The organism is Pseudomonas sp. C32 (assembly GCF_030417915.1).
Taxonomy (GTDB): Bacteria; Pseudomonadota; Gammaproteobacteria; order Pseudomonadales; family Pseudomonadaceae; genus Aquipseudomonas.
Window position 1 is genome coordinate 201,786 of the sequence record NZ_JAUHUK010000004.1, and the last position, 22,548, is coordinate 224,333.

General features: G+C 61.2%; 20 protein-coding genes. 3 read left to right on the top strand and 17 right to left on the bottom strand.

Annotated features, from left to right (window positions below; translation table 11 throughout):
* Positions 1-24: 24 nt before the first annotated feature.
* The 17 genes from QYH43_RS06425 to paaF all read right to left on the bottom strand — a co-directional run bounded on the left by QYH43_RS06425 (position 25) and on the right by paaF (position 19,398).
* Positions 25-1,491 carry a DUF3300 domain-containing protein gene (locus QYH43_RS06425; protein ID WP_301156667.1) on the bottom strand — a complete coding sequence of 489 codons (1,467 nt, stop codon included), beginning with the start codon at positions 1,489-1,491 and terminating at the stop codon, positions 25-27.
* A 269-nt stretch (positions 1,492-1,760) separates the two neighbouring features.
* Entirely contained in the window at positions 1,761-2,321 is a 561-nt protein-coding gene (locus QYH43_RS06430; protein ID WP_095061034.1) for a YSC84-related protein, read from the bottom strand.
* Positions 2,322-2,677: 356 nt separating this feature from the next.
* A complete protein-coding gene (gene paaZ, locus QYH43_RS06435; RefSeq protein WP_095152850.1) occupies positions 2,678-4,747 on the bottom strand; it encodes a phenylacetic acid degradation bifunctional protein PaaZ in 2,070 nt (689 codons plus the stop codon).
* A 58-nt stretch (positions 4,748-4,805) separates the two neighbouring features.
* Entirely contained in the window at positions 4,806-6,059 is a 1,254-nt protein-coding gene (locus QYH43_RS06440) for an OprD family porin (protein WP_095061030.1), read from the bottom strand.
* Between the two features lie 34 nt (positions 6,060-6,093).
* Positions 6,094-7,740: a cation acetate symporter gene (locus tag QYH43_RS06445; protein WP_095152851.1), complete on the bottom strand. Its 1,647-nt coding sequence runs from the start codon at positions 7,738-7,740 to the stop codon at positions 6,094-6,096.
* Positions 7,737-8,045 (bottom strand): DUF485 domain-containing protein, encoded by a 309-nt coding sequence (locus tag QYH43_RS06450; protein ID WP_095061026.1) that lies wholly within the window; start codon positions 8,043-8,045, stop codon positions 7,737-7,739. The genes QYH43_RS06445 and QYH43_RS06450 overlap by 4 nt, the downstream gene beginning before the upstream one ends.
* A gap of 148 nt (positions 8,046-8,193) precedes the next feature.
* A complete protein-coding gene (gene paaE, locus QYH43_RS06455; protein ID WP_301156668.1) occupies positions 8,194-9,270 on the bottom strand; it encodes a 1,2-phenylacetyl-CoA epoxidase subunit PaaE in 1,077 nt (358 codons plus the stop codon).
* 34 nt (positions 9,271-9,304) lie between these two features.
* A complete protein-coding gene (gene paaD / locus QYH43_RS06460) occupies positions 9,305-9,838 on the bottom strand; it encodes a 1,2-phenylacetyl-CoA epoxidase subunit PaaD (RefSeq protein WP_095152853.1) in 534 nt (177 codons plus the stop codon).
* Positions 9,825-10,586, bottom strand: a complete 762-nt coding sequence (paaC, locus tag QYH43_RS06465) for a 1,2-phenylacetyl-CoA epoxidase subunit PaaC (protein ID WP_095152854.1) — start codon at positions 10,584-10,586, stop codon at positions 9,825-9,827. The genes paaD and paaC overlap by 14 nt, the downstream gene beginning before the upstream one ends.
* A gap of 8 nt (positions 10,587-10,594) precedes the next feature.
* Complete coding sequence (gene paaB, locus QYH43_RS06470; RefSeq protein ID WP_007943393.1) at positions 10,595-10,876, bottom strand: 1,2-phenylacetyl-CoA epoxidase subunit PaaB; 282 nt, start codon at positions 10,874-10,876, stop codon at positions 10,595-10,597.
* A gap of 126 nt (positions 10,877-11,002) precedes the next feature.
* Complete coding sequence (gene paaA, locus QYH43_RS06475) at positions 11,003-11,992, bottom strand: 1,2-phenylacetyl-CoA epoxidase subunit PaaA (RefSeq protein ID WP_095152855.1); 990 nt, start codon at positions 11,990-11,992, stop codon at positions 11,003-11,005.
* A 1,209-nt stretch (positions 11,993-13,201) separates the two neighbouring features.
* On the bottom strand, positions 13,202-14,527 hold the full coding sequence (paaK, locus tag QYH43_RS06480) for a phenylacetate--CoA ligase PaaK (protein ID WP_095061016.1): 1,326 nt from the start codon (positions 14,525-14,527) through the stop codon (positions 13,202-13,204).
* A 99-nt stretch (positions 14,528-14,626) separates the two neighbouring features.
* Positions 14,627-15,838: a 3-oxoadipyl-CoA thiolase gene (pcaF, locus tag QYH43_RS06485; RefSeq protein ID WP_095152857.1), complete on the bottom strand. Its 1,212-nt coding sequence runs from the start codon at positions 15,836-15,838 to the stop codon at positions 14,627-14,629.
* The gene (paaI, locus tag QYH43_RS06490; RefSeq protein WP_095061013.1) at positions 15,831-16,280 is read right to left on the bottom strand and encodes a hydroxyphenylacetyl-CoA thioesterase PaaI; all 450 of its coding nucleotides are present in this window, start codon (positions 16,278-16,280) and stop codon (positions 15,831-15,833) included. Before paaI ends, pcaF begins: the two co-directional genes overlap by 8 nt.
* Positions 16,273-17,790 (bottom strand): 3-hydroxyacyl-CoA dehydrogenase PaaH, encoded by a 1,518-nt coding sequence (gene paaH, locus QYH43_RS06495; protein WP_301156669.1) that lies wholly within the window; start codon positions 17,788-17,790, stop codon positions 16,273-16,275. The genes paaI and paaH overlap by 8 nt, the downstream gene beginning before the upstream one ends.
* Positions 17,791-17,793: 3 nt before the next feature.
* Complete coding sequence (gene paaG, locus QYH43_RS06500) at positions 17,794-18,585, bottom strand: 2-(1,2-epoxy-1,2-dihydrophenyl)acetyl-CoA isomerase PaaG (protein ID WP_301156670.1); 792 nt, start codon at positions 18,583-18,585, stop codon at positions 17,794-17,796.
* Between the two features lie 39 nt (positions 18,586-18,624).
* The gene (gene paaF / locus QYH43_RS06505; protein WP_301156671.1) at positions 18,625-19,398 is read right to left on the bottom strand and encodes a 2,3-dehydroadipyl-CoA hydratase PaaF; all 774 of its coding nucleotides are present in this window, start codon (positions 19,396-19,398) and stop codon (positions 18,625-18,627) included.
* A 348-nt stretch (positions 19,399-19,746) separates the two neighbouring features.
* Here paaF and paaY point away from each other — a divergent pair, with 348 nt between their 5' ends.
* The 3 genes from paaY (at position 19,747) to feaR (ending at position 22,442) form a co-directional block, all read left to right on the top strand.
* Entirely contained in the window at positions 19,747-20,343 is a 597-nt protein-coding gene (paaY, locus tag QYH43_RS06510; protein ID WP_095152861.1) for a phenylacetic acid degradation protein PaaY, read from the top strand.
* Positions 20,344-20,501: 158 nt separating this feature from the next.
* Positions 20,502-21,425 carry a phenylacetic acid degradation operon negative regulatory protein PaaX gene (paaX, locus tag QYH43_RS06515; RefSeq protein ID WP_150703186.1) on the top strand — a complete coding sequence of 308 codons (924 nt, stop codon included), beginning with the start codon at positions 20,502-20,504 and terminating at the stop codon, positions 21,423-21,425.
* Between the two features lie 102 nt (positions 21,426-21,527).
* Complete coding sequence (feaR, locus tag QYH43_RS06520) at positions 21,528-22,442, top strand: transcriptional regulator FeaR (protein WP_095152862.1); 915 nt, start codon at positions 21,528-21,530, stop codon at positions 22,440-22,442.
* Positions 22,443-22,548: the final 106 nt, after the last annotated feature.

Sequence of the window (22,548 nt, forward strand, 5' to 3'; positions counted from 1 at the left end):
GTCGTTTCACTTGAGGATGATTTTTCAACGGCGGCCCCCCCTTTGACGCGATGGTGGATTGGACGGCCGACTGACCTGCTGACCGGCCGATCGCGAGGCTTGGGGACGTTGGGCAGAGGCCTGGCTGGCCCGGCCACGGTTGGCCTGAGCTTGAGTCCTCGACGGTGAGCGGGCGCCGGCGAACGCATTGTTGCGGGCACTGCCGGTACTGGCTTTGGGCCGCTTTTGGCTGGCTTGCCGCGTTTGCGCTTGACCGTCTCTACGCTGATTCAACTGAGAGGACTGATTTCTCTGTTGCTGATTATCCCGAGTATTTCTGGCCGTGCCCTGGCTTCTGTCAGCCGTTCTAGGCCGGTCTGCTCCTGCTTGTGCCCGATTTCTGTCCGAGGTTCCGGCTTGGGCTCTGCGTGCTTGGTCACGGGCTTCGAGGTTGCTGGTGGGCGGTCTTTCGATACCGGCCCGGTCCATGGAACTGCGGGCGTTTTCACGAGCCTGGGCACGTTGGGCGTTGTCGCCTCGGTAGGCTTCACGCTGATTCGCACCGTTGAGTTGTCGACCGTACTGTTCCCGGCTCTTGCCGTCGCGATAAGGCACGCCGTTGCGGTGAACCGGGTTGTGCTCCCAGTTACCGTTGTTGATTCGATTGTTGGCATTGATGTTGTTGTAACGGTCGACGTCGATGTCGACGTCGTTATCGTCCCAGTCACATTCGCCCCACAACGCCCCAACGATAGCCACGCCGGTCCCGAATGCCAGCCCGGCCATCAAAGCCTGACCTGGGTAATACGCAGGTGGCGGTGGATAGTACGCGGGAGGTGACGCCGGGTAAGCCCAGGTGCCATACGTGGTTGTCGGGTTATAGGTGGGCACGTACACCACCTGCGGATCGGCGGGCTGAATGATGATGGTGGAACTGCTGGCGGGGGCTGGAGCAGGGGCTTCCTGTGCGGGGGCCGGCGCCGGTGCGGGACTATTCTGGATGGTCACGTTCTGATATTGATTGCTCTGCAGGTTGCCTGCCGCCTGCGCCTGATGACGCAAGCGTTGCACGCCCTGCATGACATCGTCGGGCTGTGCCAGGAAGGCATCCCCCAGGCGTTGTACCCAGACGGGATCTTGCCCCAGCGTTGCCAGAACCTGAGGGAAGGCGACCAGGGCCTGCACGCTCGGATCCCAGGGCTGGCTCGCCACTTGTTTGACCGCATCGTCGCCCTTGGCGTCCGGATGAGCCTTCGACCAGGCTACCGCCTCCGTGATCTCGCCGGGGTAGGTGGTCGCCATCAGTACCTGGGCCAGCAGCGGGTCCGGGTAAAGCGCAATGGGTGCCAGCATCTGATCCAACTGTTCCTGGGTAAACACCGGGGTTTTGGCCAACGCCGCGGCGGGTGCCGGGTTGACGACGTTGGCGGGTGCGGTCGTTGACTGCGCCAGGCAGGTGGATCCGCTCAAAAACAGTACGGCTGACAACGTGTAAAGGACTGGAATGCGCATTGCACCCCCTATGTGGTCAGGCAGGCTTGAAGTGAGTGGATCAATGTCAGGCAGGCAAAAACCAACCCTGCGAGCCCTTGAGCTTAGCTTCAATGCAGTTTTTTGAAGGGCGCAAACAAACAATTTTTACCAATGATTCATTGCCGCACTGATTTGAGCGGTTGGCGCAAAGATTCACGGGTGTTTACGGGAGGCAACGGGAGGGCAAAATGTGCGCAGAAGAGGTCGATTCCCGCCAATACCTCTGACAGGAATCGATCTCAAAGAAGTCAGCGCTTGATAAGGGAAATCTTCGTACCCTCGATACTGATCCCGGCCATCAACCCTTGTTGGTCGAAGATGAAGGCGTAAGCGTCGTCTTTGATCGTCGAGCTGGACAGGTTTTTCGCAACCCCTTCATCCACCACGACAACGGTGGGGCCTACACCGATTTCCCAGCCTTTGGTTTCGGTGATGTATTTCAATGCCTTGTCGGTCATCAGAAACACCGCATAGCCATACGACTGGGCGCCGGCCTGCAGCCCCCACGACCCGCTGACCGAGTTGTAATAGTTCTCTACTTTAGTGCCCTTCATCAGCACGCCTTCGCCATAGCTACCACCGAACACGAGTCCTGCTTTGATGATTTTCGGGAAGACCAGTATGGCTTTGGCCTGGCGCGAGAGGGTTTCGGCAGTTGGATTGCTCTTGTAGAGCAGTTGCAACGCTTGGCGAGCGTCGGCATTCAGGTCCTCGGCACTGGCCGCTGCTGCAGTGTTCAGCAGACTTGCCGATGCCAGTGTTGCAACCGCGAGGAAGAACGACAGAAAGTACCGCATTGATTGAGTCATTTCCGTACTCCGAAGAGGGAGCATTGGATGCAAGGCAGCGATCAGCACCTGCCTCAGACAGGGACCGAGTTCGCTGAACGTTATCCGGCGCACCCTACAGTGTGTGAAATGCAGCTTCGCGCTTGAATGAGGCCCAAGGCCGCTGATCCATCGCGATGCCATCACCTGTTATGACCACCGGGCAATGTGCGGGTTCGTGTTCAAATGGTTTTTCATCAGGATTGGGTGCCTGGCGCCAGATTACATGGTGCTCAGCGCGTGCCGCGATCATCCGGCGTTGCTTGTTTTACGCGTTTGATCGCCGTTCAACGTTGAAGGATCGTTCCCACGGCGTGGGAACGATCTCTGAGGCGGGTTTAGTCCTCGCGCTTCACCACCAGCGTCAGGATGTCATAGCTGGCCACCAGCTCTCCCAACTGGTTGGTGACTTCCACGTCCCACGCCACCACCCCTTGCGGGATGCCTTGCGGGCTAGTCTTGCCCTGGTCGATCTTGCGCTTGCAGGTCAGGCGCGCCTGGATGGTGTCGCCGATGCCCACCGGGTTGATGAAGCGCAAAGTGTCCAGGCCGTAGTTGGCCAGTACCGGGCCGACGCCAGGGGAGACGAACAGACCGGCTGCCGCCGAGAGCACGAAGTAACCGTGGGCGATGCGCTTGCCGAATTGCGATTCCTTGGCCGCGATATCGTCGAAGTGCATATAGAAGTGGTCGCCCGACAGGCAGCCGAAGTTCACCAGGTCCGCTTCGGTGACGGTGCGACGGTGGGTCAGCAGCGACTCGCCGATCTGCAGGTCCTGGAAGTGGCGGCGGAACGGATGGACTTCAGTCTCGATGACTTTCGCGCCACGGACGAATTCGCCGGTGACTGCTGCCAGCATGGTTGGCGAGCCTTGCACCGCTGCACGTTGCAGGTAATGCTTCACTGCTCGCAGGCCGCCGAGTTCTTCACCACCGCCAGCACGTCCCGGGCCGCCATGCTTGAGTTGTGGCAGCGGCGAGCCGTGGCCGGTGGATTCGCCAGCGGACTCGCGATCCAGCACCAACAGACGACCATGCAATGCGGCCGCTACCGGGATGGCTTTGGCGGCGATTTTCGGGTCTTTGGTGATCAAACTCGCCACCAGGCTGCCTTTGCCGCGTGCGGCCAGGGCCAGAGCTTCGTCCAGATCGTCGTAGGCCATCAGGGTGCTGACCGGGCCGAACGCTTCGATATCGTGGGCGCCGCCTTCAGCGTGCGGGTCGCGGGCCTGCAACAGGGTTGGGGCGAAGAACGCGCCTTTGTCGACATTTTCACCGCGCGGTTCGAAACCGTCGCGGGCACCGAACAGCATGTCGCTGCTCTGCAACAGGGCTTCCAGGCGTTCGCTCACGTCTTTCTGCTGATCGTGGGAAGCCAGTGCGCCCATGCGCACGCCTTCCACCGACGGGTCGCCGACCACGACTTTGGCCAGGCGATCACGCAGGCGAGTAGCCACGGCGTCGATGTGCTTGGCCGGGACGATGGCGCGGCGGATGGCGGTGCATTTCTGCCCGGCCTTGGTGGTCATTTCCCGGGCGACTTCCTTGATGAACAGCTCGAACTCTTCGTCATCCGGGGTCACGTCCGGGGCGAGGATTGCGCAGTTCAGCGAGTCGGCTTCGGCGTTGAACGGTACCGAATTGCGGATCAGGTTCGGGTTGACCCGCAGCTTGGCCGCGGTGTCGGCGGAACCGGTGAAAGTCACCACGTCCTGGCCTTGCAGACGGTCGAGCAGGTCGCCGGTGCCGCCGATGATCAATTGCAGGCTGCCTGCCGGCAACAGGCCGGATTCGTCCATCAGGCGGACCACGGCTTCAGTCAGGTAACTGGTGGCGCTGGCCGGTTTGACGATGCACGGCATGCCGGCAAGGAAGCTCGGGGCGAATTTTTCCAGCATGCCCCAGATCGGGAAGTTGAACGCGTTGATGTGCACGGCCAGGCCGCCGCGTGGCACCAGAATGTGCGTGCCGGCGAAGGTGCCCAGTTTGCTCAGCTGCATCGCCGGGCCTTCGTGGACGACGTTGCCTGACGGCAGTTCACGGGAACCGAGGCTGGCGTAGGTGAACAACGTGCTGTTGCCGCCTTCGATGTCGATCCAGCTGTCGGCCCGGGTTGCGCCGCTGTGGTGGGAAATCGCGTAGAGCTGTTCCTTGCGCTCGCTCAGGTACAGGGCCAGGGCCTTGAGACGCTGGGCGCGCTGCTGGAAGTCCAGCGCCATCAAGCCGCTGATGCCTTGGCGGCGGCCATGCTCGATGGCTTCGGCGAAATCCGGGCGCTCTTCGTGGGTACGGGCGATTTCATGGCCGTCGATGGCACTGCGCAGCACTTGTGCGCCCTGTTGGCCGATCCAGCGACCGGCGATAAAACTCTGCAGGGTAGGGGCATGCAGGGTAGGGGCGTGAGACATCACGATTGCTCCTGATTGTGAAAAGTGTAAGTGCGGCCGCAGCCGCACTGTTTCGGAATTACCAAAGCGCCAGGGTGTAACCGACGATCAAGCGGTTCTCATCGATGTCGGTCGTCAAGCCATTACCGGAACGGAAGGTCACGTTGCGCCAGCGCAAGCTGACGTCCTTGAACGGGCCGCTCTGGATGACATAACTGATGTCGGTGTCGCGCTCCCATTCGCTGCCGTTGTCGACCCTGCCCGCCTTGACATGGCTGCCGTCGGTGTAGCGGGTCATGAAGGTCAGGCCGGGAATGCCTTGCGCCGCGAAGTCATAGTCGTAACGCAGTTGCCAGGAGTCCTCTTCGGCGCGGGTGTAGGTGTTGTAGGTCACCAGGTTGACCACGTACGGATCGCCACCGTTGAGAAACGGGAAGGCGCTGTCGCCGGACAATTGCTGGTAGGTCGCGCTGACCTTGTGGGCGCCGTGGGACACGGTGAACATGCTGTTGAAGTTGCGGTTGTCGATGCGTCCGGCCTTTTCGGCGCCATCGCCGCGACTGTCGAAGTAGCGTATGTCGCTGCGCAGGTTGAAGCCGCTGCCCAAAGGTTGCATATGCACCAGCCCGACGAATTGCTGGCGATAGATCTGTTCAAGCTTGCCGTAGTAGTAGCTCACGTTCAGTTGCGGGCTGAATGCGTAGCTGCCTCCGCCGAAATCGAAGTGATCACTGCTGGCGGCGCCGTAGCCGATGTCATCGTTGCTGGAAGAATCCCGCAGGTTGGCCTTGGTCAGACGTCCGGCGTTCAGGGTCAGGCCATTGATGTCCTGACTCGTCAACAAGCCGCCCTCGAAGGTCGAGCTCAAAAGGCGTGTGTCGTTATAGGTTGCGACCGGCAGCAAGGGTTGCAGGGTGCCGAGTTTCAATACGCTTTTGGATACGCGCAGTTTGCCGGTCAGCCCCAGTTCGCTGTACTCGTCGTCGGGCTCATGGCTCTGCGGGCCGAACGGCAGCAGCCCGGTGCCACGGCGATCAGGACTGGAGTCGAGCTTGAGCCCCAGTTCGCCCAGTGCGTCGAGACCGACACCGAAAGTACCGTCGGTGAACCCGGACTCGATGCGCGCAGTGAATCCCTGGGCCCATTCTTCGGCCTTGGATTGCGGCGCGTTGTCCTGACGGAAATCGCGATTGATGTAGTGATTGCGCATATCAATGCGGGCCTTGCTGTCGCCGATGAAGTCGGCCATGGCGCAGGGCGCGATCATGGGCAGGCTCAATGCGGCGGCCAGCGAAAACAGTGATTCAAAAGGTGCAGTACGTGCGGGTTTCATTATTTTTATTCCCTACCAACTCATCGGTCGTTATTCAGTGTTTGCTGGCGCCAGAGGCACCAATGCCAGTCATCGAACGGATGAACTGCGCCAGATAACGACCGCGCTCAAGGGCTGCACGGGGCGAGGTGTCGGTGACGGAAAACAGCCATGCACTGAAGAACGCCAGGCTCATGGAAAACAGCGCCGGGTTGGAGTAAGGGAACAGCGCCTTGTCGTGATGCAGCACGTTGACCCACACCGCCGGGCTCAGCACCAGCAAGACAATCGCCGACACCAGGCCCGCCAGGCTGCCGGTGACGGCACCCCGGGTAGTCAGGCCTTTCCAGTACATCGAAAGGAACAGCACCGGGAAATTCACCGACGCGGCGATGGCCAGCACCAGGCCCGAGAGGAAGGCAATGTTCTGCGATTCGAACAGCAGGCCAAGGATGATCGCCAGCACACCGATGCACAGGGTGGCGATGCGCGAAACGCGGATTTCCTGTTGCTCGGTGGCCTTTCCTTTACGCATCACGCAGGCATACAGGTCGTGGGACACCGCCGAGGCGCCGGACAGTGCCAGCCCGGCCACCACCGCCAGAATGGTGGCGAAAGCGACCGCCGAGATGAAACCGAGGAACAGATTGCCGCCTACCGCCTGGGCCAGGTGCACGGCGATCATGTTGCCGCCGCCGATGATCGCGCCGTTGGCGTCACGGAACGCCGGATCGGTGCCGACCATGACGATGGCGCCGAAGCCGACGATGATCAGCAGCAAGTAGAAGTAGCCGATAAAACCGGTGGCGTAGAACACGCTTTTACGCGCTTCCTTGGCATCGCTGACGGTGAAGAAACGCATCAGGATGTGCGGCAGGCCGGCGGTGCCGAACATCATGCCCAAGCCCAAAGAAATCGCATCGATCGGATTGGACAGCAAGCCGCCGGGGGCCATGATCGCGTTGCCCTTGGCATGCACGGCGGTGGCACCGGCAAACATCGCTTCAGTGCTGAAGCCGAAGTGCTTGAGCACCATGAATGCCATGAAGGTGGTGCCGAACAGTAGCATCACCGCCTTGATGATCTGCACCCAGGTGGTGGCGAGCATGCCGCCGAAGGTCACGTAGAACACCATCAATACGCCGACCAGCATCACTGCGTAGAGGTAGTCGATGCCGAACAGCAATTCGATCAGCTTGCCGGCGCCGACCATCTGCGCCACCAGGTACATCAGGGCCACGGTCAGGGTGCCGAAGGCAGAGGTCAGGCGCACCGGGGTCTGTTCCAGTCGATAGGAAACCACGTCGGCAAAGGTGTACTTGCCCAGGTTGCGCAGGCGCTCGGCAATCAGGAACAGGATGATCGGCCAGCCGGCCAAAACGCCCAGTGCGTAGAGCAAGCCGTCGTAGCCATTGAGGAACATCATCGCGGAGATGCCGAGGAACGACGCCGCCGAGATCATGTCGCCGGCAATCGCCAGACCGTTCTGGAAACCGGTCATGCCGCCGCCAGCGGTATAAAAATCGCTGGTGGAGCGGGTGCGAAGTGCCGCCCAGCGTGTCACGCCAAGGGTGAACAGCACGAACACCAGGAACATGCCGATGGCGTTCCAGTTCAGTGGGCGGGCGACGCCGTCGGCGGCCAGCGCAACATCCGTGACAGCCGCCAGCGGCAGCAGGAACAGCGCGAGAAGGCGGCTCATCGGGCGCACTCCTGCTTGAGTTTTTCATTCAGCGGATCGATCACGTTGTTGGCGCGATAGACATAGAACCCGGTCAGCGCAAAGGCCAGCCCGACGATGACGACACCCACCAGCATGCCCACGGTGGTCACGCCGCCGTTCAGGGATTGGCCGAGGGTAGAAGGGGAGAAAGCCACCAGCAGCACGAAGCCGTAGTAAATCACCAGCATGGCCAGGCTCAGCGACCAGTACAGCTTCTGTTTACGGCGAACCAGCTGGATGAAATCCGGGTGCTGGCGGATGAGTTCTACTTCTTGCGGGCTCATGGGTAGCGTCCTTTTTTTGTTTTTTTTGGGGTGACCACGGTTTTCCCCCTGTAGGAGCCGGCTTGCTGGCGATAAGGCCGGTGAAATCACCGGTGAAATCATTGGCCTTATCGCCAGCAAGCCGGCTCCTACAGGGAGGTGTTGCTTTTCAGAGCTGATCGAAATCCAGTACCACTTTGTCGCTGATCGGGAAGGCCTGGCACGACAGCACATAGCCGGCGGCCACTTCGTAGTCTTCCAGGGCGTGGTTGCTGTCCATTTCCACTTCGCCTTCGATGACCTTGCACTTGCAGGTCGAGCACACGCCGGCCTTGCACGAGTAGGGCAGTTCCGCACCTTGCTCGTTACCCGCGTCGAGGATGCTCATGCTGTTGCGCGGCAGGTCGAAGGCCAGGGCGCGGCCGTCGCTGATCACGGTGATCTGGCTGACCGCTGAATCCACTTGGCGCGCCGCCTCACGGGCTTCGCGTTTTTGCTCGCTGCCGGCGGCGGCGAACAGTTCGAAATGGATGCGCTCGGGTTGCATGCCCTTGGCCTTGAGGCTGTCGCGCACGGTCTCGGTCATTTCCTGCGGGCCGCAGATGAACGCGGCGTCGAGGGCCTTGACGTCGAGCCAGCGGCTGAACAGTTGCTCGCACTTGTCGGCGTTGATCCGGCCGTTGTACAGGTCGACGTCCTGCTGCTCGCGGCTGAACACGAAGATCAGGTTCAGGCGTTGCAGGTAACGGTTTTTCAGGTCTTCCAGCTGCTCGCGAAACAACGCGCCGGAGCTGGAACGGTTGCCGTATAGCAGCGTGACGCGGCTGTGGGGCTCGGTTTCCAGGGTGGTCTTGATGATCGACAGGATCGGCGTGATCCCGCTACCTGCAGCCACGGCCAGGTAATTGCCATGGCGCGCCGGGTCGAGTTCAACGCAGAAGTGCCCGGCCGGTGGCATCACTTCCAGGGTGTGTCCGGCTTTCAGTTGTTCGTTGGCAAACGCCGAGAAGCGCCCACCCGCCACACGCTTGATGGCGACACGCAACTCACCGTCGTTGACCCCGGTGCAGATCGAATAGGAACGACGAACTTCTTCGCCGTCCAGTTGGGTGCGCATCACCAGGTGCTGGCCTTGGGTGTAGTGAAAGCTGTCTTGCAATTCCTGCGGAATCTCGAAGGCGATGGACACCGCGTCACGGGTCTCGGCGCGCACGTCCTTGATGGTCAGGATGTGAAATTTGCTCATTGTTATTCTCCAGCTGGGACGGCCGATTCGCCGCTCAGATGCACTTGAAATAGTCGAACGGTTCCCGGCAATCGACGCAGCGATACAACGCCTTGCACGCGGTGGAGCCAAACTCGCTGAGCACCTCGGTGTGGGCGCTGCCGCACTGCGGGCACACAACCTGCGGGCTTTCACCGAGCAGGCTGCGCTTGCTGGTGCTGCCCTCGGGCGGTGCGATGCCGTAGGCGCGCAGACGTTCGCGACCGCTGTCGCTGATCCAGTCAGTGGTCCAGGCCGGGGTCAACTTGCGCTCCAGTTGCGGCGCCTTGAATCCGGCGAGTTCCAGCGCTTCGCGGATGTCGCTCTCGATCACTTCGGTGGCCGGGCAACCGGAGTAGGTCGGCGTGACCACCACGTGAAGGTGACCGGCCTGCCAGTCGAGGTAGCGGACGATGCCCAGGTCAACCACGCTGACCACCGGCACTTCCGGGTCCATGACCTCAGACAGAATCGCCCACGCAGCCGCCAGGTCGGTCGGTTGAGCCGGCCGGGCGCCGAGGTCGCTGGCGATCAACTCACCAGGTTGCATCGGGATACGCTCGTGGCAGGAACTGCATTTCAGCCAGCAGAATGCCCAGGTGTTCGGTGTGCAGGCCGGTACGAGCATTCAGGTAGAAATAGCTCGGCGCGGCAGGCACGGGCAGGGTGGCGCTGGTGAAAATCTGCTCGACCTTGGCTTGCCATTGGGCAGCCACGCTGGCGATGTCCGGGGTGATGCCGGCTGCGTTCAAGCGTTGTTCACTGTCATCGGCGGCGATGAGTTCGATGGTGAAGCGCCAGACTTCGGGGATTGCCGCGAGCATGCGCTGGTGGCTTTCCTCGGTGCCGTCACCCATGCGCTCGATCCATTCGCCGGAGCGGCGCAGGTGGTAGGTCACTTCCTTGACGGCTTTGGCGGCGATCCCGGCGATGCGTTCATCGCTGGACTGGCTCAGGCCCTGCAGTACCGGCAAATGCCAGGCGTCATAGAGGAACTGCTTGAGCATGGTCACCGCGAAGTCGCCGTTGGGTTGTTCCACCAGCAGCAGGTTGCGATAAGCGCGTTCGTCGCGGCGGAATGCGAGGTCATCAGCATTACGGCCGTCGTCCAGCAGTTCGGCGGCGTATTCCAGCCAGTTGCGCGCCTGGCCCACCAGGTCGAGGCCGACGTTCATCAGCGCCAGCTCTTCTTCCAGTGCCGGGGCCTTGCCGCACCATTGGCACAGGCGCTGGCCCTGGATCAGGGCGCTGTCGCCGAGGCGCAACAGGTATTCGATCAGATCAGTCTTGTTGTCCATGGTCGACCTCACATGTGCCCGACTTCGGCCGGCAGCTCGTAGAAGCTGGCGTGGCGGTAAACCTTGTCGTCCGACGGATCGAACAGCGGGTCTTTTTCATCCGGCGACGAGGCGGTGATCAGCGCCGAAGGCACCACCCACAGGCTCACGCCTTCGCTGCGACGGGTGTACAGCTCGCGCGCGTTCTCGATGGCCATGGTGGTGTCGGCGGCATGCACGCTACCGACGTGCTTGTGGTTGAGGCCGTGCTTGCTGCGCACGAAAACTTCGAAGAGGGTCCACTCGGACATTTCAGTTACTCCACATCGTTTGCTTCTGTAGGAGCTGCCGCAGGCTGCGATCTTTTGATCTTCAGCGGCTTCAAAAGCGCCAAAAGATCGCAGCCTTCGGCAGCTCCTACAGGGGGTCGGATTGCCTTATGCGGCGTTCTTGTTTTGTTTTTTGCGGGCGTGGGCGACGGCGGCTTCGCGAACCCAGGCACCGTCTTCAATCGCCTTGCGGCGGGTGGCGACGCGTTCCTGGTTGCACGGGCCGTTGCCCTTGAGCACTTCGTAGAACTCGCTCCACTGGATGTCGCCGAAGTCGTAGTGGCCGGTTTCGGCGTTCCACTTCAGGTCCGGGTCAGGGCAGGTGCAGCCCAGCAACTCCAGCTGCGGAATGGTCTGGTCGATGAAGCGCTGGCGCAGTTCGTCGTTGCTCTGGCGCTTGATCTTCCAGGCCATGGATTGCGCGCTGTTCGGCGAGTGTTCGTCGCTTGGGCCGAACATCATCAGAGACGGCCACCACAGGCGGTTGATCGCGTCCTGGACCATGTCTTTTTGCGCCTGGGTACCGTGGCGCATCATGGTCAGGAGGATTTCGTAGCCTTGGCGCTGGTGGAAGCTCTCTTCCTTGCAGATGCGCACCATGGCCCGGGAGTAGGGGCCGTAGGAAGTGCGCTGGAGCACTACCTGGTTGACGATCGCCGCGCCATCCACCAGCCAGCCCACCGCGCCCATGTCGGCCCAGTTCAGCGTCGGGTAATTGAAGATGCTCGAGTATTTGGCCTTGCCGCTGTGCAGCTTGGCGATTTCTTCATCGCGGTCGGCGCCCAGGGTTTCCATGGCGCTGTACAGGTACAGGCCGTGGCCGGCTTCGTCCTGGATCTTGGCCATCAGTTGCAGTTTGCGTTTGAGGCTTGGCGCGCGGGTGACCCAGTTGCCTTCGGGCAGCATGCCGACGATTTCGGAGTGGGCGTGCTGGGAAATCTGCCGGATCAAAGTCTGGCGGTAAGCATCTGGCATCCAGTTCTTGGCTTCGATCTTGATTTCTGAATCGATTTTTTCCTGGAAGGCGCGTTCCTCTTCGGACATCTCCGAGAGGTCCTTGATGCGCTTGACGCCTGTTTCTACGAGCTGTGCGTACATTTTTGTTCTCCCGCCTTGAATCTGTTCTGAGGCATGGAGAACTTTATAAGCGATACGGAAATTAATATCAAACACAAAATGACGTGTCGTATTTGTTTTTTGTATCGCTTTGGATGGGGGGTCGCTTTTTTTGGGGGGGGGTGTACATATCCGTTGCTGCGGTAATGGCGACTTATGGTTCCGCTCTTACAGCGGGTCACTTTTGGCAAACGCCCCAAAAGTAACCAAAAGGTCTCGCCCCTTACGTACGGCCCCTCGCTGAGGCTCGGCGTTCCTTCGCTCCGGCATTCATCCGGGGGCATTGCCCTCCGGTCTGCTTCGCTACGACCTACATGCAATGAGTTCGACTGCGTCGAACGGCGCTGCGCGCCAATCCCCGGATGAACACCTCCACTCAGCCTCCCGAGGGGGCGGGTGGATCAAAAGCGAAAGGCGAGCTAACGCTCGGCCTGATGAGTGGTGAGAAGCGTGGTGTACGCCAATCAACTGTAGGAGCTGGCTTGCCAGCGATGGCGGCCCAACAGCCGACCTGAATTCGCGGATGTATCACTTTCCCGAGATCAAAAGCGGAAGGCGAGCTAACGCTCGGCCTGGTGAGTGGTGAAGAGCGTGGGTGTACGCCAATCAACTGTAGGAGCTGGCTTGCCAGCGATGGCGGCCGACAGCCGACCTGAATTCGCGGATGTATCACTCTCCCGAGGGGGCGGGTGGATCAAAAGCTGCAGGCGAGCTGACGCTCGGCCTGATGAGTGGTGAGAAGCGTGGAGGTACGCCGATCAACTGTAGGAGCTGGCTTGCCAGCGATGGCGGCCCAACAGCCGACCTGAATTCGCGGATGTATCACTCCGTAGGAGCTGCCGAAGGCTGCGATCTTTTGATCCTGCCTGTAAAAAAACAGAGTCAAAAGATCGCAGCCTCGTTGCACTCGACAGCTCCTACAGGGGAGCGCGTACGCATCAGAAACAGGCCGGCCGGTAGGTCGCCTCGGACGCTGTTGCGGTACACGCCCACTCGTGAGGCCGAGCCACAGCGAGGCACCGAATGTCAGGGGCAAGAGCCCTTGGTTACTTGGGGTTGGGCGGCACTCCGTTTTTCCAAGTGACCCGCTGTAAGAGCGGAACCATTGGCGGCCGTTACCGAAGAAACGGATATACACACGAAACCCAAAAAAAAGCCCCGCAATAAGCGGGGCCATAAAGGGTGCAGCAGTCATGCTTTAGGACGTTTATCCAACACGTGGCAAGCCTTGCCCTCCGACCGTTTGATCGAATGAAACGGCTGCAAAACAATCCGCGAACTGATCCCGATGTACGTCTTGATGTGCTTGCTCAGCTCCCCGCAAACAGCCTTCTGCTGTTCCTCGGTCAGATGCTGGTGCTCAGCCTTGAGCTCGACATGCACATCCACGCTGTCCAGGTTGCCATTGCGATACAGATGAATCTCATAACACTCGGCAAGTTGTTTAACTTTGAGAACCTGTTCCTCGATCTGCGTCGGAAACACGTTAACGCCACGAATGATCAGCATGTCATCGCTGCGCCCGGTGATCTTGTCGATACGCCGCATCGGCCGTGCGGTGCCCGGCAGCAGGCGCGTCAGGTCGCGGGTGCGGTAGCGGATCATCGGCAGGGCTTCTTTGCTCAATGAGGTGAACACCAGTTCGCCCATCTGTCCGTCCGGCAGCACTTCGCCGGTGACCGGGTCAATGATTTCCGGGTAGAAGTGGTCTTCCCAGATGGTCGGGCCGTCCTTGGTTTCGGCGCATTCCATGGCGACACCCGGCCCCATGATTTCCGAGAGGCCGTAAATATCCAGCGCCGTAATGCCCAGGCGGTTCTCGATGGCGCTGCGCAGTTCGGCGGTCCACGGCTCGGCGCCGAAGATACCCAGGCGCAGGGCCAGTTTGTGCGGGTCGATGCCCTGGCGCTCGATTTCATCGGCGATGTTGAGCATGTAGGACGGCGTGACCATGATGATGTCCGGCTGGAAATCCTTGATCAGCTGTACTTGTTTTTCGGTCTGGCCGCCGGACATCGGAATCACCGTGCAACCCAGGCGTTCAGCGCCGTAGTGCGCGCCGAGGCCGCCGGTGAACAGGCCGTAGCCGTAGGAAATGTGCACCTTGTCGCCACGGTGGCCACCGGCGGCGCGGATCGAACGCGCCACCACGTTGGCCCAGGTGTCGATGTCGTTCTGGGTGTAGCCGACCACGGTCGGTTTGCCGGTGGTGCCACTGGAGGCGTGCAGGCGCACGATGTCGTTCATTGGCACGGCAAACATGCCGTAGGGATAGTTGTCGCGCAGGTCGGCCTTGGTGGTGAAAGGGAATTTCGCCAGGTCGTCGAGGGACTTGATGTCATCGGGGTGCACGCCCAGCGCATCGAAGCGCTGACGGTACAGCGGCACGTTGTTGTAGGCGTGGTTCAGGCTCCAGCGCAGGCGCTCCAGCTGATGCTGGCGCAGCTCGTCGATGCTGGCGGTTTCCAGCGGGTCCAGCACAGGATTCAGCACGGCTTGGGCTATTGGCATGTTCATGTGTTCACTCGAATTGTTTTTGTGTTCCAGCCCTTTTGCACAAGGGCTTTGAGTGCATGCCCCAAGGATACCTCTCGGCTCCTTGGGAATCGCGATTCTTTAGTGGGATAAACGCTCAATGATCAGCGCGATCCCTTGGCCGACACCGATGCACATGGTGCACAGGGCGTAACGGCCATTGCGTTCTTCCAGTTCGTGCAGGGCGGTGGTGACCAAGCGTGCGCCGCTCATGCCTAACGGATGACCCAGGGCGATGGCGCCGCCGTTGGGGTTGACCCGTGGATCGGTGTCGCTCAGGCCCAGTTCACGCAGCACCGCCAGACCTTGTGCGGCGAAGGCTTCGTTGAGCTCGATCACGTCCATGTCGGCCAGGCTCAGGTTGGCCACTTCCAGCACTTTGCGCGTGGCCGGGACAGGACCGATGCCCATGATCCGTGGTTCAACGCCGGCGGTGGCCATCGCGACAACGCGGCCCCGTGCGGTCAGGCCGTGGCGCTTGGCGACTTCCGGACTGGCCAGCAGCAATGCGCAAGCGCCGTCGTTAACCCCGGAGGAATTGCCAGCGGTAATGCTGCCGCCTTCGCGGAACGGCGTCCCCAGTTTGGCCAGTTGCTCAAGCGTGGTGTCGCCACGCGGGTGTTCGTCGTGCTCGACCACTTTCGCCGGGCCTTTACGCTGCGGAATTTCCACCGCGACGATTTCCTTGGCCAGACGCCCGTTGGCCTGTGCCGCAGCGGCGCGTTGCTGGCTGCGCAGGGCGAAGGCGTCCTGGTCGGCGCGGGAGATGTTGAACTGCTCGGCGACGTTCTCTGCCGTTTCCGGCATGGAGTCGATGCCGTAGGCCTTTTTCATCAGCGGATTGACGAAGCGCCAGCCGATGGTGGTGTCGAAGATCTCGGCTGACCGGGAAAACGCCTGCTCGGCCTTGCCCATCACCAGCGGTGCGCGGGACATGGATTCCACGCCGCCCACCAGCATCAAGCCGGTTTCGCCGCTGCGAATGGCGCGGGCGGCGGTGCCGATGGCATCCAGCCCGGAACCGCACAGGCGATTGAGGGTGGTGCCCGGCACGCTGACCGGCAACCCGGCCAGCAGCGCCGACATGCGTGCGACGTTGCGGTTGTCTTCGCCAGCCTGGTTGGCGCAGCCGTAGATCACGTCGTCGACCGAGGTCCAGTCGACTTGCGGGTGACGGCGCAGCAGTTCGCGCAAGGGTACGGCGCCGAGGTCGTCGGCGCGCACACCGCTGAGGACGCCGGCGTAACGGCCAATCGGGGTGCGGACTGCGTCGATGATCAGGGCGTCATTCATTGGGAGTCTCCTGCGCCAGCACCGGGCCGCGCACTTTGTAGGATTTGCCGTGGAACAGGGCGATCAACTGACCCTGCTGGTTTTCGATGCGCACGTCATAGTTGCCGGTGCGACCGGAACGGCTCTGCTCGATGCAGTCGGCGTTCAGCGTGTCGCCCAGGCGGGCCGGGGCGATGTAGTCGATGCTGCAACCGATGGCGACGGTGGCTTCGTTGTAGCTGTTGCAGGCAAAAGCGAACGCCGAGTCGGCGAGCGCGAACAGATAGCCGCCGTGGCACGTGCCGTGGCCCTGGACCATATCGGCCCGCACGGTCATGCCGACCCGGGAGCAACCGGGGCCGGCCGAGAGCAGGCGCATGCCCATTCCCAGGCTGGCGGCGTCACGCTGGAGCAAGGCCTGGGCGCATTCGCTGGCCAACGTCATGGCTTCATGATTAGTCATGGAGGTTTCTCCCTTCGGCGACGCGACGGCGCAGCAGCAGCGACGGCCGGTAGCGTTCTTCGCCATAACTGGCTTGCAGGTTTTCCAGCGTTTGAAGAATGTGCGACAGGCCAATGGCATCGGCCCAGGCCAGCGGCCCTTGCGGATAATTGACCCCGGCGCGCATGGCCAGATCGATGTCGGCGGCCGAGGCCACGCCTTGCAGCAGCGCGTCGGCCGCTTCGTTGGCGAGCATCGCTACGGTGCGCAAGACGGCGAGTGCCGGGCTGTCGCTGAGCAGGCTGACCTTGAGGCCGGCCCGTTGCAGCAGGGCAACGCCTTGTTCGAGCGCGACCGGATCGATCCCGGCCGAGTAGCTGATAGCGATGCGTTTGGCTTGTCCATAATCTGACGCCAGATCCAGCAGAATCAGATTGCGCAATCCATCTTCCTGGGCGCGCTGACAGGCCATGCGCCCGTCGCTCAGGGCCAGTACGGCATCGCCGACGCGCAGCAATCCTTGGCCGTCGCGCTGGATGATTTCGATGCCGTGTTCCTGCATGCGTGGAATCAGGCCCCGGGCGATGCCCAGATCACCTTCGATCACGCAGGTCTGGATTGCCGCGTCACTGCTTATTTCGGCAGGCTGTGGGCGCACCGCACCCTCGGCATAACTGTAGAAACCCTGACCGCTCTTGCGTCCCAGGCGTCCGCCGTCCACCAGTTCTTTCTGGATCAGCGACGGCAGGAAGCGCGTGTCCTGGTAATAGGCGTCGAACACCGAACAGGTCACGGCGTAGTTGACGTCGTGGCCGATCAGATCGGTCAGCTCGAACGCGCCCATGGCAAAGCCGCCGGCTTCGCGCATCAGGGCATCCAGTGTCGGGCAATCGGCGGCGCCTTCCTGCAACAGGCGCAGGCTTTCGGCATAGAACGGCCGGGCCACGCGATTGACGATAAACCCCGGCGTCGAGCGGGTGTGCACCGGTTTTTTGCCCCAGGCCTTGGCGGTGTCGTACAGGCATTCGGCGAGTTTCGGATCGCTGGCCAGGCCGGAGACAATTTCCACCAGCGCCATGACCGGTGCCGGGTTGAAAAAGTGCAGGCCGAGCAGGCGATTTGGATGTTCGAGTTGCGCGGCGATGCTGGTGATCGACAGCGACGAAGTGTTGCTCGCGAGGATGCAGTGCTCGCCGCAAATACCTTCGAGTTGACGGAACAGGGCGCGTTTGACCTCAAGGTTCTCGACGATGGCTTCGATGATCAGATCGCAGTCAGCCAGGGTTTCGATGGTTTCTGCCGCTTGCAGGCGGGCAATCGTCGCGCTACGCGACTCGGCGGACAGCTTACCGTTCTCGACTCGCTTGCCCAATTGCCGATCGATAGCTTCAATCGCTTGCGCGGCAGCGCCGGGACGATTGTCCAGCAGTAATACCGGATGGCCGGCCTGGGCCGCGACCTGGGCGATACCGGCACCCATGGCCCCGGCGCCGATCACGGCGATGCGTGCGTTGGTGTTCAGTGCGGTCATGACTCAGCGTCCCTTGAAGCTTGGGGTGCGTTTTTCCATGAAGGCGCCGACGCCTTCGCGGTAGTCCTCGCTACGCCCGGCCAGGCGTTGCAGGTCTTTTTCCAGTTCCAGCTGTTCGTCGAAACTGTTGCTCATGCTGGCGTTGAGGCTGCGTTTGATCAGTGCCAGGCCGTAGGTCGGTTGGGTCGCCAGATGGCGGGCCAGTTTCAGCGCTTCGTCGCGTAAATCGGCGTCGTCCACGCACTGGTAGATCAAGCCCCATTGCTCGGCTTGTTCGGCGCTCAGGCGATTGCCCAGCAGGGTCAAAGCCTTGGCGCGGGCCATGCCGACAAGGCGCGGCAGGGTCCAGGTGCCACCGGAGTCAGGGATCAGGCCGATCTTGCAAAATGCCTGAATGAAACTTGCCGAACGCGCCGCCAGCACCAGGTCACAAGCCAGCGGAATGTTGGCACCGGCGCCAGCGGCGACGCCGTTGACCGCGCAAATCACCGGCATAGGCAGGTCGCGCAACTGGCGGATCAGCGGGTTGTAGAACTTCTCGATGGACTCGCCCAGGTCCGGCGCAGTGCTGCCCGGCGCGACATTGCGGTCGCTCAGGTCCTGCCCGGCGCAGAAACCGCGGCCTTCGCCTGTCAGCAGCAGCACGCGCACGTCCGGGTTTTGCCGAACTTGCTTGAGTGCTTCCTTCACTTCGCCATGCATCTGGGTATTGAAGCTGTTGAGCTGGTCCGGCCGATTGAGGCTGAGCAGCGCGACGCCGGCGTCGATGGAAAACAGGATGTGTTCGAAGATCATGGTCTTGGCGCTCTCTTGGCGGTCGTTCGAGTTCTGGGATTACTGGCCGGTGAAGGTCGGCGTGCGCTTTTCCTGAAAGGCAGCGATGCCTTCGTCGCGGTCACGGGTGCCCGCCAGCACGGTGAAGGCATGGCGTTCGAAACGCAGGCCGCTGGCCAGGTCGGTGTCCATGGCCTTGAGCAGCGCTTCCTTGGCCAGGCGCACCGCCAGCGGTGCCTTGGTCGCAATATTGCGGGCGATGTGCAGGGCGCGCTCGACGGTGAATTCCGGCTGGGTGACTTCGCTGACCAGGCCGGCGCGCTGGGCCTGGCGGGCGTCGATCGCCTCGCCGGTCAGCACCATTTGCATGGCCATGGATTTGCCGACGGCGCGCAACAGGCGTTGCGTGCCACCGGCGCCGGGCATGATCCCGAGGTTGATTTCCGGTTGGCCGAAGCGGGCGTCTTCACCGGCAATGATGATGTCGGCGTGCATCGCCAGTTCGCAGCCACCGCCGAGGGCGAAGCCGTTGACGGCGGCGATCAGCGGTTTGCTGAAGCGGGTAATGGTTTGCCACGAAACCTGGCGCGGGTCGTCGAGGATGCCGACCAGGTTGCGTTCGGCCATTTCCTTGATGTCGGCGCCAGCGGCGAAGGCCTTGCGACTGCCGGTGAGGACCACCGCGCGGGTGTCGGGGTCGGCTTGCGCGATATTCAGTTCAGCGGCCAGTTCGCCCAGCAACTCGGTGGTCAAGGCGTTCAACGCTTGCGGGCGCAGCAGGGTAATCAGGCGGACGCCAGGCTCGATCAATTCGACGGCAAGGGTCAGAGGCATGGCGGATGCTCTCGCGGTGCACGCTCGGCGTGGTGCCGGCTTGTTATTGGATCGGCTGCGGGGGCCGGTTTTGCCCCAGTATAGCTATAACGTGATACGTAAATGCAATACGAAAATAGATTTAATGTGTCCCAATGGTGTGGATTTTGGTTTTTCATCTTCCTTGTAAAGGGATGCTGATAGCAGGGATATCCCAGAAAACATTGGGTTTTGTGGCGATTTTAGAGACGTCATGGCATTCGTCGGAAAGGTGTATTTCAAGTGATACGGTTTTTGGTCTTTGTGTTGTTAAAAGTGATGTGATACAAAATGAGTCATTAATCGCATCGCTTTGTGAAGGAAGTCTCCATGACCTGCTACAGCCTTGATGGCCTGACTCCAGTGGTTGATCCGAGCGCTTATGTGCACCCGTCCGCCGTATTGATCGGTGACGTGATCATCGGCCCGCATTGCTATGTCGGGCCGCTGGCCAGCCTGCGCGGGGACTTCGGGCGGATCGTGCTGGAGGAGGGCGCCAACTTGCAGGACACCTGCGTGATGCACGGTTTCCCCGACAGCGACACGGTGGTCGAACGCAACGGCCACATCGGCCACGGCGCGGTGTTGCACGGTTGTCGGATCGGTGCCGACGCGTTGGTGGGTATGAATGCGGTGGTGATGGACAACGCCCGCATCGGGCCGCGTTCATTCGTTTCGGCGGCAGCGTTCGTCAAGGCCGGGTTCGAATGCCCGGAGCAGTCGCTGGTCATGGGCGCCCCGGCCAGCGTCAAACGCAGCCTTAGCGATCAGGAAGTGGCGTGGAAGATGGCCGGCACCCGGGAGTATCAGCAACTGGCCCAGCGTTGCCTGACGCAGATGCAGGTCTGCGAACCGCTGAGCGAACCGGAGCCGGATCGCCCGCGTATCAGTGACAGCGGGTTACGCCCCAAAGGCAGCAACGCATGAACACCGACCCCCTGTAGGAGCCGGCTTGCTGGCGAAGCGGTGTCAGCTACCTTGGTGTCGACTGACACACCATCGCCAGCAAGCCGGCTCCTACAAGGGATTGGGCTTAACCCCATAGCTTTCGGTATATTCCTTTTCTTTTTTTGCACGGAACGCCCATGTCGTCCCTGACGCCCTTGAACCATCTGATTACCCGCTTCCAGGAGCAGACGCCGATCCGCGCCAGCTCCTTGATCATCACGTTGTACGGGGATGCCATCGAACCCCATGGCGGCACTGTCTGGCTGGGCAGTCTGATTCAGTTGCTCGAACCGATCGGCATCAACGAACGGTTGATCCGCACTTCGATTTTCCGCCTGACCAAGGAAGGCTGGCTGACCGCCGAAAAAGTCGGTCGTCGCAGCTACTACAGCCTGACCGGCACCGGTCGCCGCCGTTTCGACAAGGCTTTCAAGCGGGTCTACAGCACCACGATGCCGGCATGGGATGGCTCGTGGTGTCTGGTGATGTTGTCGCAACTGACCCAGGACAAGCGCAAGCAAGTGCGCGAAGAATTGGAATGGCAAGGCTTCGGCGCGATTTCGCCGATGGTGCTGGCCTGTCCGCGTAGCGACCGTTCCGACGTCAACGCGACGCTGCTCGACCTCGGCGCCCAGGAAGACACCATCGTTTTCGAAACCACCGCCCAGGACGTGTTGGCCTCCAAGGCGCTACGCCTGCAAGTGCGCGAGAGCTGGAACATCGAAGAGCTGGCGACCCATTACAGCGAGTTCATCCAGCTGTTCCGCCCACTGTGGCAAGCACTTCGCGAGCAGGAAAACCTGCAACCGGCCGATTGCTTCCTGGCGCGGATCCTGCTGATTCACGAATACCGCAAGCTGCTGCTGCGCGACCCGCAACTGCCGGACGAGTTGTTGCCCGGCGACTGGGAAGGCCGCGCCGCCCGACAGTTGTGCCGCAACATTTATCGTTTGATTTACGCCAAGGCCGAAGAGTGGCTCAACAGCGCACTGGAAACGGCCGACGGCCCGTTGCCGGATGTCGGTGAAAGCTTCTATCGACGTTTCGGCGGACTGAAGTAACACGTCATTGTTCCGGGAGTGGTGCGGTTCAGGAGACTTGAAGCATCCCGATGTCGTGTGGATTGACGTAGACAATAAAAATAAGCCTGCGTGAGGCCTGACATGATTTCTACAACTGCACAGCGCCATGATGGGTTCGACCTGTGGATCCATCAGATCAACCAGATCTGTGGCGCCTTCAACGCACAACCCCTGGGCAACGAGTTTGCCGGGCGTATCCGTGAATACCAGAGCGATGCGCTCAAGCTCAGTTTTGTCGACGTGTGCCAGGCCCGACTGTTTCGAACGCCCCATGAGGTCGCGGCGGGTGAGGGCGGCAAGTACTTCGCGGTGTTCCAGCTCGAAGGTTCGGCGGGCATGGCCCAGGGCGACGACAAGGTGTTGCTGTCACCCGGCGACATCACCTTGATCGACGCTGCGCGGCCCAGCGATTTCACCTACGGCGAAAATTCCCGGCAGCTGTCGTTGATCCTGCCGCATCAAGTGGTCGAGCAAACCCTGCGCTTCAATCAGATCAAATGCGGTCACCGGATCGCCGCGTCATCCCCCATCGCGATGTTGTCACACCGGTTGATCCTGGATGCCAGCCGTCAACAACACCTGACCCGGGAGGAAAGTGAAGCGACGCTGGAGGCGATTGTCAGCCTGTTGCGCCCGGCCATCAGCCAGAGCGACGACTGCACCGATCCGCATGAGCGCATTTTCCGCAAGACCTTGAGCTTTATCGACGCGAACATTCGCTCCGAAGAACTGTGCCCGGAATGGCTGGCACGGGAAGTCGGCATGTCGACCCGTGGCTTGTACCGGATGTTTGCCAAGAAGGGGTTGGTGGTGGCGCGTTACATCAAGAACCGTCGCCTGGATTTGTGCGCCGAATCCCTGCGGCGTTCGGGCAAGGAGCAGAAGTTGTCGGTGCTGGGTTATTCGTGGGGTTTTTCTGATTCGAGCTATTTTTCGACGGCGTTCAAAACGCGCTTCGGCATTGCGCCGGGGGAGTATCGCAAGCAGCACGCGTGATTGTTGTGCATGAACACCACCTGATCCTGTAGGAGCCGGCTTGCCGGCGATGGCGGTCTTGAGTCGTACGTCGAACTTTCGGACGCCATCGCTGGCAAGCCAGCTC